Below are 16,661 nucleotides of genomic sequence, written 5' to 3'. Positions count from 1 at the left end.
TCCCCTCAGCGAAGAGATTCGGCTATGGTATCGGAATTTCATGAGAATACGAGAAATTGCTACGCGATACCTGAGTGAGAGCCGCGCAATAATTCGGCGGAAATGAGGCGCCGATTCACAAACTGGCACGCTTTATGCATTCTCTGCATGGCTCCCATGAAGGAAACCCTCTCCCTCAGCTTTTCTAAATCGCTATATAGGCGCCATCAGACGGGTTCGAGACGAACCTGAAACGAAACAAAAGGAATTTGGATATGACTGCCCCTCTGTCGCGCTTCGCTTACAGCAGCCCGGTGCAGGCTGGCGAGCGCCAGACTGTGCGTCACATCATCGGCTCGCGCCGTCCGCCGCATGAGGACACCCTCAAGCTGCTCGGCGCCGGCCACAGGGTTACGCGCCATCAGGTCGCAACCAGCTACACGTTCTGAGCAACTCGCCGCTCCCTTCTCCTCCTCCCTCACGGGATCGGCGATCAGAACAGTAGAAGCCCGCTCGAGCGCTCCTCCTCCTTCGAGCTCGCGGGCACTGACCGGGAAACTGGTCTCAAGGCGGTGCCATTGGCACCGCCTTTTCTTTTGCCTTCATCTCAAGGGCGGTCGAGATGGATCGTCACCCAACCGTTTCGCCAGATCGTGCGGACATGCCGCAGGTGCGCACCATTATAGGCGGCAAGCACCTTCCAGCGTTGCGCGGCCAGAATGCCGGAGAGGATGACCGAGCCTCCCGGCGCCAGGTGGTTGACGAGCTGCGGCGCCATCTTGATCAGCGGTCGCGCGAGGATGTTGGCGATGATGAGATCGAAGGGACCATGTGTGGAAAAGGCCGTCGAGTGAAAACCCGGCGCTGTCGCCGTCGAGATACCGGACGCAATCCCGTTGCTTCTGATGTTCTCGGCCGCGACCCGAGTTGCGACCGGGTCGATATCGGTGGCGAGAACGGGAATGTTACGCAGCTTCCTCACGGCAATCGCCAGAACGCCGCTACCGGTTCCGAGGTCGAGCGCATTCCGCACGGAGCGGGAACGAAGAACACGATCGATCGTCTCCAGGCAGCCAGCCGTCGTACCGTGGTGACCCGTACCGAACGCCTGGCCCGCATCGATCTCGATCGCAATGTCCCCGGGCCGTACCTTGTCGCGGTCGTGCGAGCCATGGACGAGGAACCGCCCTGCCCGAACCGGCTTCAGGCCCTCGAGTGACTTGGCGACCCAATCGACGTCAGGGATCACCTCGCGTTCGACCTTGGCGTCGGGAAAGCTCGTCTTCAGCGCGTCTTCGACACGCGCGCGAACCTGCGCCTCGTCTTCACGCATCATGTAGACGGAGGCTTCCCAAATGTCCTTCTTCTCGTCGATTTCAGTCGTTGCGATCGCGAAGTCTTCTTCGCCGAAGACCTCGGACAGCAGGTCCAGAATCTCACCGGCCTGCACTTCGGTCGTCGTCACATAAAGGCGTATTTCACTCACAATCACTCTTTCTTTTATGGGGCGCCATCGATCCAGGGCGGCGACTGCGTATCATATCCGGAAACACCGTGAAGCAATTTTTGTCGGAATGCAGGTATCCGCAAAAGAACCGGTACGGCAAGATTGCGGATCGCGATTGCCATCGGATGTGTCATTGTGATTAGCGATGTCAATTGATGGGTCTGCTTCAGCACCGTCGTCACAGCAGGCATCCTGAGCACCGCATACTCCTGCTCCCGCCCCTCCGAGATCAGCCAGGCCAACCAGCATGCGTCTTCGATGCCAAGGTTCATCCCCCGCGCCCCGGCAGGCGAATGAATGTGCGCAGCATCCCCGGCAAGGAAAACGTTGCCCCTCGCCATTACCTCGGCACGACGAAAGTGAATGCGAAAATCGGACGCCCAGACCCGCTCAGCAATGGGCGCGGGATGCTCGATGCGGCTCTCGAAATCGGGGAGCGTCGAAATGTAGCGCAGCACGTCACGCGTCACAGGCAAGCGCCCGATCATGCCAGGATCGAACAGGCTGATCTCGGCAAAGCTGGGATCGACCGGTCCGGCGTAGCGAAAATCCGCCAGGTAAAAGCTGCTCTCCAGCACCTGCCCGGGGAAACCGATGCCGAGGGCTTCTCGCACCGTTGAATGGGACCCGTCGGCCGCGATCACGATATCGAAATCCGCGGTTTCGACCGAACCATCCAGCTTCCTTAGCGTCACCTTCGGTTTCGAAAGATCGCCGGAAACCGCCTCCACGACGGTTTGCCACTCCGGAGCAATCTCGTAGTCGGAAAGCTTGCCGAGCAGCAGCCGCTCGGTATGCCCTTGCGCCAGCGCATGGATGGCACTGTAGGGACCGGGAACCTCCGTGGTGTCGATGTCGGCAAGGACCTTGCCTTTGGCGGCGATCCGGAAGTGCTGTATCTGCTGCGCTTCCTGCAGGATCGTGTCCGTCACACGCGAAGGTGAAAGCAGCGTCAGCGTTCTGGCATTGATGCCGAGAGCACGGCTTTCCGTTAGGGGCACCGGTCCGGCGTCGCTATCGACGATGCGCGGGAGGTGGCCGCGGCGGGCGAGTTCAAGAGCAGCAGTCAGACCAGTCGCACCGGCTCCGGCGATCAAGATGCTGCGATGCCCTGACGCCATGCCGTCATCCCTTGCTGACGAGGTTCTCCAGTTTCTTTACAGCCGTATCGGGATTTTCGCCATAGGCGATGGTACCGGAGAACCGCCCTTCCGAATCGAGCAGGAAGACAGAAGCCGTGTGATCCATCGTGTAGTCGCCGTTCGGATTGCTTTCGTCCACCGGAACCTTCTTGGCGTAGACGCGGTAGCCCTTGATGACATCGGCAATCTTGTCGGGCGCGCCTGATATGCCGACGATGCGCTTGGACACGTTGGAAACGTATTCGTTCATCACCTCAGGCGTGTCGCGCTCCGGATCGACGGTCACGAAATAGGCCTGCAGCTTCTTGCCATCCGGATCGACCTTCTCCAGCCAACCGTTCATCTCAAAGAGCGTTGTCGGGCAGACCTCCGGGCAATGGGTGAAGCCAAAGAAGAGCGCCGTCGGCTTGCCCCGGAAGGCCTGCTCGGTGATCGGCTTGCCGTCCTGGGCAACGAGCGTGAACGGCACGCCGAACGGCCCCTCGGAAACGGCCTCCTTCGTCTTGGTGACATTAAGCGTCAGCCAGCCGAGAATTCCGGCCATCAGCAGCACCGCAACCCAGACCGCAATGCGGACAGTCTTCATCGATCGAACCTCAAAGATCGGGATTATTCCCGTTTATCGGGTGATATCGCCTCCTGCTTCGGGGCGCAATTCAACAACACGTTTCCCAGTGGCGACCGATTGCCCCACCAGCACACGGAAAAGGCGAAATCGGTTTCACAAAAACCAAAATCTTCAACCACTTAGCAGATGAAACAAAGACGGTTGCAATCTTTGAGGGTTAGCAAATACTTAAAAATACATATCTATATTTAGGAATGGATAGAACGTTCTACGTTCTCGTGACATGAGGTCCACCCGGCATTTCAATCCCCGGCTATCCGCGTGAGCGCAAGATGCACACCGCGTCTCATCGCGGAGGGGGATGATCATCAATGACTGATATGAAAGTGCGCAAGAGCCTCTCTGTAGGCCAACGGCTGGGGACACTTGCCGGCGCGGCGTTCATTGGCTTCGGCTCGATGCTTGCAGTTGGCTGGTATCAAAATTCGAGCGCCGACGCGGCTTTGAGACATGCCAACGAAATCCAGGCCAGCGTCGACCAGATTAACGAGATGCGCGCCGCAAACCTCACCCTCATTCTTGCCGCCATGGACACCATCGTCGACCGTGGCGATCGCGCCGTGATGCCCGAACGCCTGAAGCTGATGAACGAGGCGATCGGCGAGCTGCAGAACAGCTCCAAGGAGATGCACCGCCTGGGCGAAGAGCTGAACGCCGGAAACCTGTTGTCCACCTATGATGCAGACGTGGCGTCTCTGGGGAAAAATGTCGTCGGAGACTTGAAATCTGCTGTCGAAGCCGGGGCGCCGGACAGTGAATTTGACAAGCTGGACGACGCCATCGACGGTGGCGGCGACAAGGTGGGCGCGACACTGGACAAGCTCGCCCACGAAGGCGGCGAATTGGCCAAAGCGCGTATCGACGAGGCAAACGCAATCTCGGAGCGGGCGATACTGATCCAGCTGGGACTTGGCATCGTCGCCATCCTGACAATGGGCACCCTGCAATACATCCATGGCGGTTCCATCCGTCGCGGTATCGAGGGTGTGCGAAAAAGCATGCAGGGCATCATGCGCGGCGATCTCAATAGCCTTGTCCCCGCCACTGACCGGGGCGATGAGATCGGCGACATGGCACGCGCAGCGGAGAGCTTCCGGCTTGCCGCAATCGAGAAGCAGGAATTGCAGGCGCGTAGCGACAGCGAACGCCAGCAGAGCGACGCCGAGCGCCGCAGCCGTGAAGCAGCGAAGCTTGCGGACGCCGAAGCGCTCAACGATGCAGTCCATGCGTTGGGCGACGGCCTTACGCGCCTCGCGGGCGGAGACGTGACAGTCACCATCAATCAGCCGTTCACGGCAGAGCTTGAGCGCTTGCGCACCGACTTCAATCACACCACGGCGACGCTCCGCCAGACAATGGCCGGGATCGCCCGAAACGGGACTTCCATCCAGGCAAACAGCCAGCAGATGCGCTCGGCAGCAGACGACCTCGCCAAGCGTACGGAACAACAGGCGGCCTCGCTGGAGGAAACCTCCGCGGCGCTCGACCAGATCACCGCGACGGTTCGCAACGCCACCAACCGTGCCGAGGAAGTCGGCCACATGGTTGCCCACACCCGGCAGAATACCGCGAAATCAGATGTGGTCGTGACCGATGCCATGGCTGCGATGGAGCGAATCGCGACCGCCTCGCGCGAGATCGGAACAATCATCAACGTCATCGATGAGATCGCCTTCCAAACCAACCTCCTCGCCCTCAACGCGGGCGTCGAAGCTGCTCGCGCCGGCGAAGCCGGCAAGGGCTTTGCTGTCGTAGCACAGGAAGTACGCGAACTCGCCGGCCGCGCGGCCGGTGCCGCCAAGGATATCAAGGCCTTGATCGGAAAATCCGGCGCCGAGGTAAAGGCCGGCGGCGAACTCGTAACGGCGGCCGGCGAAGCCCTGCGCCAGATCGGCGAAGATGTTTTGCGCATCGACGAGCATGTTAAATCAATCGTAACCTCTGCACGCGAACAATCTACCGGACTGAACGAAATCAATACGGCCATCAGCCAGATGGACCAGGTCACGCAGAAAAACGCGGCCATGGTGGAAGAAACGAACGCAGCAAGTCACGCGCTCGCCACCGATGCCGACAGCCTGATCCACCTGATCCAGACGTTCAAGATCGGCGAAGGCATGAATGCCCGTTCCACGCCGCGGGAAGCCACCGCAGTCTCGCATCCGAAACCATCTCCCGCACGAAGCCTTATCGGCAAGGTCGCGGGCGCATTCAGCGGCGGCGCAACCGCCAGAGCCATGGCCGTACCGGCCGGAGACAACTGGGAAGAATTCTGATCATGAACAATACCGTCATCAACCAGACCGGATCGCATCTCGAGATCGTCTCCTTCCATCTCGGCGAGCAGGAGTTCTGCATCGACATCATGGCGATCCGCGAAATCCGCGGCTGGGCGCCCGTAACGCCAATGCCGCACACACCGCCCTACGTCCTCGGCCTCATCAATCTTCGTGGTGCGGTAATTCCGGTCATCGACATGGCCTGCCGCCTCGGCATGAAGATGACCGAGCCGTCGGAGCGCTCCGCCATTATCGTCACCGACATTGCCGGCAAGCTCGTCGGCCTGCTGGTCGAGCAGGTCTCCGACATGATGACCATCAAGAGCGAAGACCTGCAGCCGGCACCGGAGATCATCCCGGAAGCCCAGCGCGCCTTCTGCCGCGGCATCGTCGCCCTGGAAAAGACCATGGTCTGCTTCCTAAACCTCGACACCGTAATCGCCGACGAATTGGCACAGGCTGCTTGACGCGACCAGCCAGCATAACCGCCAAGAGATTTTCGAACCGCTCGCATCGAACCGTTGCGAGCGGTTTTTTCTGTACGGTCATTGTTAGGGCCGCATTGCAGGCTATCTCCTCATCGCATCGTCCGACGTCGCTTCGAGTGAACGAAGTGCGCGAACGGGCGTTCGAATGGTTGTCAGAAGAACAACGGGGTACGCAGAATGCGCGAGGCGAAAACCCGTCACACCGGAGGATGCGGCTGCGGTGCGGTCCGATACAGAATTGACGAGGCGCCGCTGGCGAGCGGCATCTGCCACTGTCAGACATGCCGAAAGGTCGCTTCGGCTCCTACGCTTCCGTTCGTCACCTTTCCCGTGCGAACGCTGGTATACGAACAGGGAGCCCCTCGGGCATTTGCCTCCTCGAGAGGCGTTGTCAGGACATTTTGCGGCTCATGCGGTTCCCCGATCGGCTATCAGAACGATGCCGACCCAGACCTGATCGACATCATGACAGTCAGCCTCGACGACCCGGATGAGTATCATCCGACCTTTCATGTCTGGACGTCTGAAAAGGTGTCCTGGGATGTCATCTGCGACAAGCTGCCGGCACATCCCAAGAGCCGCGCCTAGCGCGACGAGGCGTGTTGCTATTGCGGCTTGCCGTTCTTCCACGTGACATTCTGGCCGTATAGCGGGATGGTTGAAATCGCCATCTTCGCCGAGCCATCAGTCAGTTCGCGGGAGTGGGCGAGATAGACCAGCGTGTCGTTCTTCTTGTCGTAGATCCGGTTGACGACCAGCTTCTTCCAGATAAGCGACATGCCCGTCTTGAACACCTCGTCGCCGCCCTCCGACAGATTGATGTCGCCAATCTCGATCGGCCCCGTCTGCCGGCAGGAGATGGAGTTGTTCGAGGGGTCTTCGAACCAGTTGCCGTTCTTCACGCGATCGATAACGCTGCGGTCGAAATAAGTGACGTGGCAAGTCACGCCCTTCACCTGCGGGTCGGCCACCGCATCGATGATGATGTCGTTGCCAATCCAGTCGACCCCGACCTTGCCGACGACGTCGGCTGAGGCAGCGCCGGCGCTAAGGCCGATGAGTGAAGCAGCGGCAAGCGCGATGTAACTCTTTCTGGACATGACGGTTCCCTGATTGCATCCGCATCTTAGGTAAGCGCGCCTGATGCCTTTACAAGGAAGTGTTCACGCCTTCCTGCAGGTGCAGGCCTCATACCCGGTCGACGTCAGCCTGCCAGGCTTCATGCCTATCAGAGCGGGAATGGCGTTCACTGCAGCCGCCCCGACAGCCTTTGCCATCGCGATCGCGGCATGCGCGCAGACGGCGGCGTCCTCGGCGGCATTGTGATGCGCAAAACGCAGGCCGAGATGCTCGGCGATCATGTTGAGCCGGTGCGAGAGGAAATGCGGCCAGATCCGCTGGGCCATCTTCAGGCTACAGAGATACGTCAGCTCCGGATAGGACTGCCGATAGAGATCGAGGCTCGCGCGCCAGACGCTGAAATCGAACGCTGCATTGTGCGCAATCATGGTCGCACCTCGGAAATCGTCGTGGAATTCGTCCATCACTTCCGGAAACGCCGGCGCGTCCTCGACATGCTCAGGCCGGATGCCGTGAATGGCGATGTTCATACCGGAGAACCGCATCTCCTTCGGCCGGATCAGACGCTCCTCGACGCGAGTAACCTTGCCGTCCTCAATCCATGCCAGTCCCACCGAACAGGCGCTGCCGCGTTGTTCGTTGGCGGTTTCGAAATCAATGGCGATGGTTTTCAACGAGATTTCCGATTCGATGTCATGGATCTGGCATAACCTCCCCACCCTCTCCGCGCAAATCCGGCTGTTGACATCCGCAAGCGGATTGCGAAATCATGGCGCATGACCGGATTGATGACCATTGTGCTGACGCGGACGACCACCCTTGCAGGGTTGGCGGGAGCGATGGTGCGTTAGAAGCAGTCCGTCATCCCCTAAACCCTGCCGAGGCGAGCAGGGTTCGGGAACCGGCTCTCCTCAAACTGAGAAGGAGAGTTGCATGCAGAAGAATCCAAACCCCAGAGAAATACCCGCCGGACTGTCGATCCGAGCCATCCGTCCGTCCGACACCGAGGCATTGACGGCGCTGGTCAATCTGCCGGGCTTCCGTGCCGGTACCTTGCGTCCACCCTACCAAAGCATTGAAGAGACCCGCCGCCATGTCGAAAACAGCAATCCGGATGCAATGCGTCTGGTCGCAATTATCGACGAGCAGATCGTCGGCGACATCGGCATGACCCGTTACCACGGCCGCCGCAGTCACGTCGCCAGCATCGGCATGGGCGTGCATGACGACTTTACCGGTCGCGGCATCGGCAGCGCGATGCTCGCGGCCGTCATCGATGCCGCCGACAACTGGCTGAACATCATGCGCCTGGAATTGACTGTTTACACCGACAACGAAGCCGCCCTCGCCCTTTACAGGAAATTTGGTTTCGAAGAGGAAGGTATACTCCGTGCTTTCGCCTTCCGCGCCGGCAGCTACGTCGATGCTTACGCGATGGCGCGCATCAAGCGGTAGAGGAACGCTCCGAGGTCGGTGACAGCCGATCCCTCATCCGCTGATCAGGGCCAGCCACTCGTCCTCGTCCATCGTCTGGACACCGAGTTCGCGTGCCTTGTCGAGTTTCGAGCCTGCGCCTGGTCCTGCAACCACGATGTCGGTTTTCTTTGACACCGAGCCTGCGACCTTAGCGCCGAGGCTTTCAGCCCGCGCCTTGGCTTCATCGCGCGTGAACTTCTCCAGCGAACCGGTGAAGACCACAGTCTTGCCGGCGACTGGGCTGTCTGCAGCAGCAACCATCTCTGCAGGCAAGGGCGTCCCGTCATTCAGTTCGGCGAGCAGTCGCGAGATCACCTCGACATTGCGCGGTTCCTTGTAGAATTCAACGATCGCGCGCGCGACGATCTCACCGATGCCTTCGATGGCGTTGAGGTCGTTCCAGGCATCGCCCGAGAGCGGCGCGGCAGCTGTCATCGCTGCTTCGAAGTCGGCATAGGTGCCGTAGGAGCGTGCCAGGAGCTTGGCTGTCGTCTCGCCGACGTGCCGGATGCCGAGCGCGTAAATGAACCGGTGCAGCGCGATGCTCCGCCGCTCGTTGATCGCCGTATAGAGCTTTCCGACGCTGACCTTGCCGAAACCTTCGATATTTTCAAGCTTTGTCAGCGAACCGGCCTGCCGCTTCTCAAGCGTGAAAATATCTGGCGCGTTACGGATCTGCAGCGCCGGATCGTCGCTCTCGAAGAAGAAGTCGACCTGCTTCGATCCCAGGCCCTCGATATCGAAGGCATTGCGCGAAACAAAGTGCTTCAGATGCTCGGTGGCCTGCGCACGGCAAATGAAGCCGCCGGTGCAGCGCGTTACGGAGTCGAGCTTGCCTGTCTTTTCGTTCTTCTCCCGCACCGCATGGCTGCCGCAGACCGGGCATTTTTGCGGGAATTCATAGCGGGCGGCATCAGCGGGGCGCTTCTCCATGACAACATCGAGCACCTGCGGGATAACGTCTCCGGCCCGCTGCACGATGACCGTGTCACCGATCCGAATGTCGTGCCCGACGTCGCGGATGCGTTCGCCCGAGTTCCCGATGCCTTCGATGTAATCGGCGTTATGCAGGGTCGCATTGGTTACGACGACGCCGCCGACGGTAATTGGCGTCAGCCGTGCAACCGGCGTCAGGGCGCCGGTGCGGCCCACCTGGATATCGATGTTCTCGACAGTCGTGAAAGCCTGCTCGGCCGGGAACTTATGTGCCGTCGCCCAGCGCGGACTGCGGGAGCGGAATCCGAGCCGTTGCTGCAGTTCCAGGCTGTCGACCTTGTAGACGACACCGTCGATATCATAGTCCAGGTCCGGTCGCTTCAGGCCGATCTCGTCGTAGTGGGCTAAAATATCGGCGACGGAATTCAACCGCTTCATCAGGGGATTGACCGGAAAGCCCCAGCTCTTGAATACCTCGACCATACCAAACTGTGTGTCGGAGGGCATGTCGGATATCTCACCCCAGGCATAGGCGAAGAACTTCAACTTGCGGCTCGCAGTCACCTTGGCGTCGAGCTGCCGCAGCGATCCGGCTGCCGTATTGCGCGGATTGACGTAGGTCTGCTTCCCCTCGGCTTCCATCTGCTTATTGAGCGCCAGGAAGTCGCTCTTGGCCATGTAGACCTCGCCGCGCACCTCGACGACTGCTGGTGCCCCCGCCGGCAGCGTCTGGGGAATTTCCTTGATCGTGCGGATGTTGGCCGTGACGTTTTCGCCGGTCGTGCCGTCGCCGCGCGTTGCAGCGCTCACCATCCTGCCGTTCTCATAGCGAATCGACATAGAGAGGCCGTCGATCTTCGGCTCCGCGGTAAAGGCAATCGACTGGTCCGGCAGACGGCCGAGGAAGCGATAGACGCTCGCCACGAAGTCCTGCACGTCCTCCTGCGAGAACGTGTTGTCGAGCGATAGCATCGGCCGTGCATGCACAACGGGCGCGAACGTTACCGAAGGCGCGATACCGACACGCCGCGACGGACTGTCCTCGCGAATGAGTTCCGGAAAGCGCGCCTCGATCGCGTCGTTGCGACGCTTCAGTGCATCATACTCGGCATCGGAAATCGCCGGGCGATCCTCGCCGTGATAAAGCTCGTCGTTGCGGGCGATCTCCTTGGCGAGCCACTCAAGCTCGGCGGCGGCATCTTCGATCGTCAGGGCATCAACGGCTATGGCTTCGGTCGACATACGGCTCTCGCTCCACGGAATCTGGAGTCGGTTTTAGAGCAAAATGAATGGATTGAAAGAGAGCGAGAGGTCCTCGTTCGCCCTCTCCCCAATTCGGCGATTAGGAAATCAGCCGTTCCCGGCCAGCAGCCGGGCCGCCGCCGCCCTCGCCTCTTCCGTCACCGACGCACCCGCCAGCATGCGTGCGATTTCTTCCGTCCGGTCGCCAGGCGCCATCGTCGCGACGTGAGTCGCGATCTTCTCCGAGCCTTCGGCGGCCGGTCCTTTCGAAATCAGCAGGTGCGTCGCCGCACGCGCGGCGACCTGCGGCGCATGTGTGACCGACAGCACCTGCACGCGGTCGGAGAGCCGCTTCAGCCGCTGACCGATCGCATCCGCAACCGCCCCACCGACGCCGGTATCGATTTCGTCGAAGACGAGCGTCGGCGCAGAACCGCGATCGGCAAGCGCGACCTTCAGGGCGAGCAGGAAGCGCGAAAGCTCGCCGCCGGATGCCACCTTCATGATCGAACCAGGACGTGTGCCCGGGTTGGTCTGAACGTGGAACTCCACCACGTCGATCCCCTCCGAGGTCGCGTCATCAGGATTGGTGGTGATCTCTACCATGAAGCTTGCGCGCTCGAGCTTCAGCGCCGGCAGTTCCGCCATGACGGCAGCAGCCAAGGCGTCTCCGGCATGATGACGCTTATCGGAAAGGCTGCGCGCCGCTGCGTCGTAGTTTGCCTTGGCAACACCGACCTCGGCTTCAAGCTTGGCAAGCTTTTCCTCGCCGGCATCGACGTCGGCAAGATCGCTGATCATGCGGACCGCCAACGCCGGCAGTTCGGTCACCGGAACGGAGTATTTGCGGGAGGCAGCGCGCAAGGCAAACAGGCGTTCCTCTACACGCTCCAGCTCCTTCGGATCGTATTCCGTCTTCCTCAGCGCAGCCTCGACTTCCATCTGCGCATTGGAGAGCTGGTCCAGAGCGGCATCCAGAAGCGCCACCGTATCTTCCAGCAAGCCCGGCGCCTCGTGGCTCTTGCGCTCCAGCCTGCGCACCAGCGAGGCGATATGTGGCACGGGGGAAGCATTGCCGTTGAGGAATTCGGAAGCCTCGGCGATATCGCCGGCGATCCGCTCGGCCTTCATCATCTTCTGGCGACGATCGGCGAGCTCGTCCTCTTCTCCGTCTTGCGGTGAAAGCTTCTCGAGCTCCTCTACGGAAGCGCGGAGGTAGTCGGCCTCACGAGCAGCGTTCGCCACCTTTTCGCGCTGCTTCTTGAGCGTCCGCTCGGTATCGCGCCAGATGCGGTACAGATTGGAGACTCCGGCAGCATCTTCGTTCACGCCTGCGAAAGCGTCGAGCAGGATCCGGTGCGCATGCGCATCGATCAAGGCGCGATCGTCGTGCTGGCCATGAATCTCGACCAGCATCTGCCCGACCTGGCGCATGAGCTGAACGCTGAGCGGCTGGTCGTTGACGTAAGCCTTGGTACGGCCATCAGCGTTCTGGACACGGCGGAAGATAACATCGCCGTCATCATCGATGCCGTTTTCGCGCAGCAGCTTGCGGGCGCTGTGGTCCGGACCGACGTCGAACACAGCCGTAACCTGCCCCTTGTCCTCGCCATGGCGAACAAGACCGCCGTCTCCGCGCCCGCCAAGCGCGAGCGACAGGCTATCGAGCAGGATGGATTTGCCAGCGCCGGTCTCCCCGGTCAGCACCGAGAGGCCGGTCTCGAAGGCGAGATCCAGCCGCTCGATCAGGACGATATCGCGGATCGAAAGCTGGATCAGCATTGGCCTCAGGTACCGAGCAGGAGTTTCTTGCCCGCGGCAGCAATCCACGAACCGGGGTTTTCACGCGGCTCGGTGCCACCACTCTTCAGCAGCTTGAAGGAGTCCGCATACCACTGACTGTCAGGATAGTTGTGGCCGAGAACCGCGGCTGCCGTCTGTGCTTCCTCGACGATGCCCATTGCGTAATAGGCTTCGACAAGGCGCGCAAGCGCTTCTTCGATCTGGTTGGTATTCGGATATTTCTCGACAACCGTGCGGAAGCGTGAGATCGCCGCCAGGTATTCCTTGCGCTCCATGTAGTAACGGCCGACCTGCATTTCCTTGCCTGCCATCTGATCGCGTGCGAAGCGGATTTTCGCCTGCGCGTCGTCGACGTATTCCGAATCCGGATAGTTGTCGATGACAGCCTGCATGGCCTCGACGGTCTTGGCGGCCGCGCGCTGGTCCTGCGTGACGTCCACGATCTGCTTCGAATAGGTCAGACCGATCAGATATTGCACGTAGGGAGCGTCCTTCGACTTCGGATACTGCGCCATATAGCGGTTGCCCGAAGCGAGAGCGTCGTCCAGACGGCCCTGGCGATACTTGACGAAGGTGCTCATCACGAGCGCCTTTCGCGCCCATTCTGAGAACGGGTTTTCGCGGTCGATTGCGTCGAACTTGCGCGCCGCCTCGGCCATGTTGCCGGCCTTCATGTTGGCGAGGCCTTGGGTATAGAGGACATCCGGCGGATCGTTCTCGAGGCCGAGCTTGGTGATATCGATATCGGGGTCCGACTGGCATCCGGAAATTAAGGCACCTGCGCTCAGCACCAAGAGCGATGCGAACAAAGCGCGCGCTGTCTTCATCATACTATCAGACCCTGCATAACCCATCGGAATATCCCAACGCCGCCATCCCTCAACGGCAGCCACGCCTTGCTGGCGTTTCTAGCCACAAATGTGGAGCCAGAGCAACGCAATGATGATGCATTAACGCATTTTTGTGGCGATGCAGGCGATAAACGCCGGTTTTACACTGCGAATGCTGCATCTGGTGCTACTAAGCATCTGCGGCAGCACATCTATCGGGGAATCATCGTCAGCCTGCTCCCCATAAAGAAACCGCCTCCCGAAGGAGGCGGCCCTGGCCTAATAAATGCGATGGAGGTCATGCCGACCAGGGAGCAAATTCCGGCGCGTTGACCCGGATGAAATCCCGAGCCGCAACACGCTGGCGCGGCGCAGAGGTCTCGACCACTTCATAGGCGGTCGGGTCGCTGAGCAACGCCTTGAGAGCATTAGCATTCATCTTGTGACCGCCGCGGTAGGACCGATAGCAGCCGATGAAAGGAGCACCGGCGAGCGCCAGGTCGCCAACCGCATCGAGTGCCTTGTGGCGCACGAACTCGTCCTTGGCGTAGCGCAGGCCTTCGACGTTGATAACGGTGTTGTCGTCCGATATGACGACCGAATTCTCAAGCGACGAACCAAGCGCGTGGCCGGAGGCCCAAAGACGCTCGACATCGCGCATGAAGCCGAAGGTACGGGCACGCGACAGCTCGGACTTGAACGTCGCAGCCGTCATGTCGCCTTCCCACTTCTGTCGGCCGATCAGCGGGCAGTCGAAATCGATCTCAACCTCAAAGCGCATGCCGTCATAGGGACGGAACTCGCTCCACGAACCACCATGCTCGATGCGAACCGGCTTGGTGACGCGGATGTAGCGACGCTTGACGCCAAGCGATACTAGGCCAACCTGTTCGATCGCCTCGATAAAGGGCATCGAGCTGCCATCCATGATGGGCATTTCGGAACCGTGAACTTCGATCAGGACGTTGTCGAGACCAAGCGCGTAGACAGCGGCCATGACATGCTCGATCGTCGCGACCGATCGCGCCGGCGAGAAACCAAGAACGGTGCAGAGATCTGTATTGCCGACCTGAGAAGACACGGCACGATATTCGGAAACCTCGCCGTTGTCGTGCATGCGATTGAAGACAACGCCTGTGTCAGCTTCTGCCGGGTTGAAGGTAATCGAAACGTCAGCACCGGAATGAACGCCGATGCCCGAGAGCGTAATCGGGCGCGATACTGTCGTCTGAAAACCCAACATGCCAATAACCATAAATTTTTGCCTTTATTATCCCTGGTGATCCGCATCGGCTAACATGCCGAACCATCCGCCAGGGGTCATTTCACTCCGTCAGAGCCTCGCGATAAAGCGCAAGAAGACGGTTCCTTGAGCACATACATACGTGCGCCCGGGTTCCAATCCAAATCACTGTTTCTTTCGCATTGTTACGAAAGCATGCCTTTGAAATAACAACGCAATTCGTGTCGAATTCAGAGCTTTGAAACGGCAATGCCCGGGAGCGTACTCCCGGGCATCCTTGTGGCGATTCTGTCCCTTGCCTCAGTTCGACTGGCGGCGCAGGAACGCAGGAATTTCAAGCTGATCGTCTTCCTGCATCATGCGAGCTTGCGGAACGCTTCGGCCCTGATCGTCGAGATTTCCGCGACGCGGCGCATAGAGGCTGGCTTCCGGAGAAAGCGGTCGGCGCTGCTGCGATGCCGCAGCCGGAGCCGAGGTCATCTCTGGCGCAACTTCCTCTTCGCGGCGACCAAGTGAGTTGGTGATCCGCTTCAGGAGCCCCATCGGGCCACGCTCTTCGTGGGCGTGAGACGGAGCGGCCGGCTGCGAGCGACGGTCGATCTCGGCCTGCACGACCGGCGGAAAGTCCTCCACCTTCGGCATGCGAACGGCCTGCTGGGCGGCCATCGGCTGCTGCATGACCGGAGCCGGCTGGCTCATGACCGGCTGCGGAGCCGGCTGGCTGATAACAGGCGCGTGAACGGGAGCCTGCTGAACCGGGGCGGGGCGAATGACGGGAGCGGCTTCCGGAGCAGCGAAGATCTTGCTCTGTGGGCGGAAGGTCTCCTGCATTGCCGGCTGCTGCACCGGAGCTGCAGCACGCGGAGCGTGGATCTCGAGCTCGCGTTCCATCTCGGCCTCGGCCGTGCGGATTGCCTGTGCAACCGAGCCGACGGGCTTGGGTGCCTGCTGCATGACAGGTGCAGGCTGAACAGCGGCCGGAGCCGGAGCAACGGCCGCGGAAGGACGCACGATCGGCTTCGCTGCCGGCTGGAAGGCCTTTCCTGCCGCGGCATTGATCGCACGATCGATACCGGTAGCAACAACGGAAACGCGGATGATGCCTTCGAGCGACTCGTCGAACGTCGCGCCGAGGATGATGTTCGCGTCCGGATCGACTTCCTCGCGGATGCGGGTCGCAGCTTCGTCGACTTCGAAGAGGGTCAGGTCGCGACCGCCGGTGATCGAGATCAGCAGGCCCTGTGCGCCCTTCATCGACGTTTCGTCGAGCAGTGGATTGGCGATTGCAGCTTCGGCAGCCTGCATCGCGCGGCCCTGGCCGGATGCTTCGCCGGTGCCCATCATCGCGCGGCCCATTTCGCGCATGACCGAACGGACGTCGGCGAAGTCGAGGTTGATGAGACCTTCCTTCACCATCAGGTCGGTGATGCAGGCAACGCCGGAGTAGAGTACCTGGTCAGCCATCGCGAAAGCGTCGGCAAAGGTCGTCTTGTCGTTGGCAATGCGGAAGAGGTTCTGGTTCGGAATGACGATCAGCGTGTCGACCGACTTCTGCAGCTCTTCGATTCCGGCTTCGGCCAGACGCATGCGGCGACCGCCCTCGAAGTGGAAAGGCTTGGTAACRACGCCGACCGTGAGGATGCCCTTGTTTCGAGCCGCCTGAGCGACAACAGGGGCAGCGCCGGTGCCTGTGCCGCCGCCCATGCCGGCGGTGACGAAGCACATGTGCGTACCGTTCAGGTGATCGATGATTTCATCGATGCACTCTTCGGCTGCGGCACGGCCGACTTCCGGCTGCGAACCAGCACCGAGACCTTCAGTGACGTTGGCGCCGAGCTGGATGATGCGCTCCGCCTTGGTCATCGTCAGGGCCTGGGCATCCGTGTTGGCAACGACGAAGTCGACGCCCTGGAGGCCAGCGGAGATCATGTTGTTGACAGCGTTGCCGCCGCCGCCGCCAACACCGAACACGGTGATACGCGGCTTAAGCTCAGTGATATCCGGCTTTTGCAGCTTGATAGTCATGTT

General features: G+C 60.5%; 15 protein-coding genes. 5 read left to right on the top strand and 10 right to left on the bottom strand.

From position 1 onward, the window contains the following. The first annotated feature begins 254 nt into the window (after positions 1 to 254). Positions 255 to 428, top strand: a complete 174-nt coding sequence (locus AC1DE4_RS09775; RefSeq protein ID WP_018858345.1) for a hypothetical protein — start codon at positions 255 to 257, stop codon at positions 426 to 428. A gap of 158 nt (positions 429 to 586) precedes the next feature. Here the strand turns inward: AC1DE4_RS09775 and AC1DE4_RS09770 are convergent, their stop codons facing one another. From AC1DE4_RS09770 to AC1DE4_RS09760, 3 genes are read right to left on the bottom strand one after another with little or no spacing between them, the layout of a single operon-like run. Next, positions 587 to 1,465 carry a 50S ribosomal protein L11 methyltransferase gene (locus tag AC1DE4_RS09770; RefSeq protein ID WP_026371944.1) on the bottom strand — a complete coding sequence of 293 codons (879 nt, stop codon included), beginning with the start codon at positions 1,463 to 1,465 and terminating at the stop codon, positions 587 to 589. A 14-nt stretch (positions 1,466 to 1,479) separates the two neighbouring features. Further along, the gene (locus tag AC1DE4_RS09765; protein WP_477881184.1) at positions 1,480 to 2,607 is read right to left on the bottom strand and encodes an FAD-dependent oxidoreductase; all 1,128 of its coding nucleotides are present in this window, start codon (positions 2,605 to 2,607) and stop codon (positions 1,480 to 1,482) included. 4 nt (positions 2,608 to 2,611) lie between these two features. Continuing rightward, a complete protein-coding gene (locus tag AC1DE4_RS09760; RefSeq protein WP_018858342.1) occupies positions 2,612 to 3,214 on the bottom strand; it encodes an SCO family protein in 603 nt (200 codons plus the stop codon). Between the two features lie 353 nt (positions 3,215 to 3,567). On the opposite strand from AC1DE4_RS09760, the gene AC1DE4_RS09755 reads away from it, so the two are divergent. From AC1DE4_RS09755 to AC1DE4_RS09745, 3 genes are all read left to right on the top strand, one after another. Continuing rightward, the gene (locus tag AC1DE4_RS09755) at positions 3,568 to 5,532 is read left to right on the top strand and encodes a methyl-accepting chemotaxis protein (protein ID WP_026371943.1); all 1,965 of its coding nucleotides are present in this window, start codon (positions 3,568 to 3,570) and stop codon (positions 5,530 to 5,532) included. A 2-nt stretch (positions 5,533 to 5,534) separates the two neighbouring features. Beyond that, entirely contained in the window at positions 5,535 to 6,002 is a 468-nt protein-coding gene (locus AC1DE4_RS09750; protein ID WP_018858340.1) for a chemotaxis protein CheW, read from the top strand. Positions 6,003 to 6,200: 198 nt separating this feature from the next. Next, on the top strand, positions 6,201 to 6,611 hold the full coding sequence (locus AC1DE4_RS09745; protein WP_113583067.1) for a GFA family protein: 411 nt from the start codon (positions 6,201 to 6,203) through the stop codon (positions 6,609 to 6,611). A 17-nt stretch (positions 6,612 to 6,628) separates the two neighbouring features. On the opposite strand, the gene AC1DE4_RS09740 is transcribed toward AC1DE4_RS09745, so the two are convergent. Together AC1DE4_RS09740 and AC1DE4_RS09735 are read right to left on the bottom strand one after the other, a co-directional pair. Continuing rightward, positions 6,629 to 7,123, bottom strand: coding sequence for a CreA family protein (locus AC1DE4_RS09740; RefSeq protein ID WP_018858338.1), 495 nt, complete (start codon positions 7,121 to 7,123; stop codon positions 6,629 to 6,631). Between the two features lie 63 nt (positions 7,124 to 7,186). Further along, positions 7,187 to 7,777 (bottom strand): 3'-5' exonuclease, encoded by a 591-nt coding sequence (locus AC1DE4_RS09735; RefSeq protein WP_018858337.1) that lies wholly within the window; start codon positions 7,775 to 7,777, stop codon positions 7,187 to 7,189. Positions 7,778 to 8,036: 259 nt separating this feature from the next. On the opposite strand from AC1DE4_RS09735, the gene AC1DE4_RS09730 reads away from it, so the two are divergent. Then, positions 8,037 to 8,558, top strand: a complete 522-nt coding sequence (locus tag AC1DE4_RS09730; protein ID WP_169681449.1) for a GNAT family N-acetyltransferase — start codon at positions 8,037 to 8,039, stop codon at positions 8,556 to 8,558. Between the two features lie 33 nt (positions 8,559 to 8,591). Here the strand turns inward: AC1DE4_RS09730 and ligA are convergent, their stop codons facing one another. From ligA to ftsZ, 5 genes are all read right to left on the bottom strand, one after another. Then, complete coding sequence (gene ligA, locus AC1DE4_RS09725) at positions 8,592 to 10,757, bottom strand: NAD-dependent DNA ligase LigA (RefSeq protein ID WP_477881181.1); 2,166 nt, start codon at positions 10,755 to 10,757, stop codon at positions 8,592 to 8,594. Positions 10,758 to 10,865: 108 nt separating this feature from the next. Further along, entirely contained in the window at positions 10,866 to 12,539 is a 1,674-nt protein-coding gene (gene recN, locus AC1DE4_RS09720; protein ID WP_477881179.1) for a DNA repair protein RecN, read from the bottom strand. 5 nt (positions 12,540 to 12,544) lie between these two features. Next, on the bottom strand, positions 12,545 to 13,414 hold the full coding sequence (locus tag AC1DE4_RS09715; RefSeq protein ID WP_025659382.1) for an outer membrane protein assembly factor BamD: 870 nt from the start codon (positions 13,412 to 13,414) through the stop codon (positions 12,545 to 12,547). Positions 13,415 to 13,688: 274 nt separating this feature from the next. Continuing rightward, positions 13,689 to 14,645: a UDP-3-O-acyl-N-acetylglucosamine deacetylase gene (gene lpxC / locus AC1DE4_RS09710; RefSeq protein WP_018858332.1), complete on the bottom strand. Its 957-nt coding sequence runs from the start codon at positions 14,643 to 14,645 to the stop codon at positions 13,689 to 13,691. Positions 14,646 to 14,933: 288 nt separating this feature from the next. Next, complete coding sequence (gene ftsZ, locus AC1DE4_RS09705) at positions 14,934 to 16,658, bottom strand: cell division protein FtsZ (protein WP_477881177.1); 1,725 nt, start codon at positions 16,656 to 16,658, stop codon at positions 14,934 to 14,936. Positions 16,659 to 16,661: the final 3 nt, after the last annotated feature.

The organism is Rhizobium sp. 10N414 (assembly GCF_056394785.1).
The sequence above is the reverse complement of the archived record's forward strand: the minus strand, read 5'-3'. Positions and strand labels throughout refer to the sequence as shown.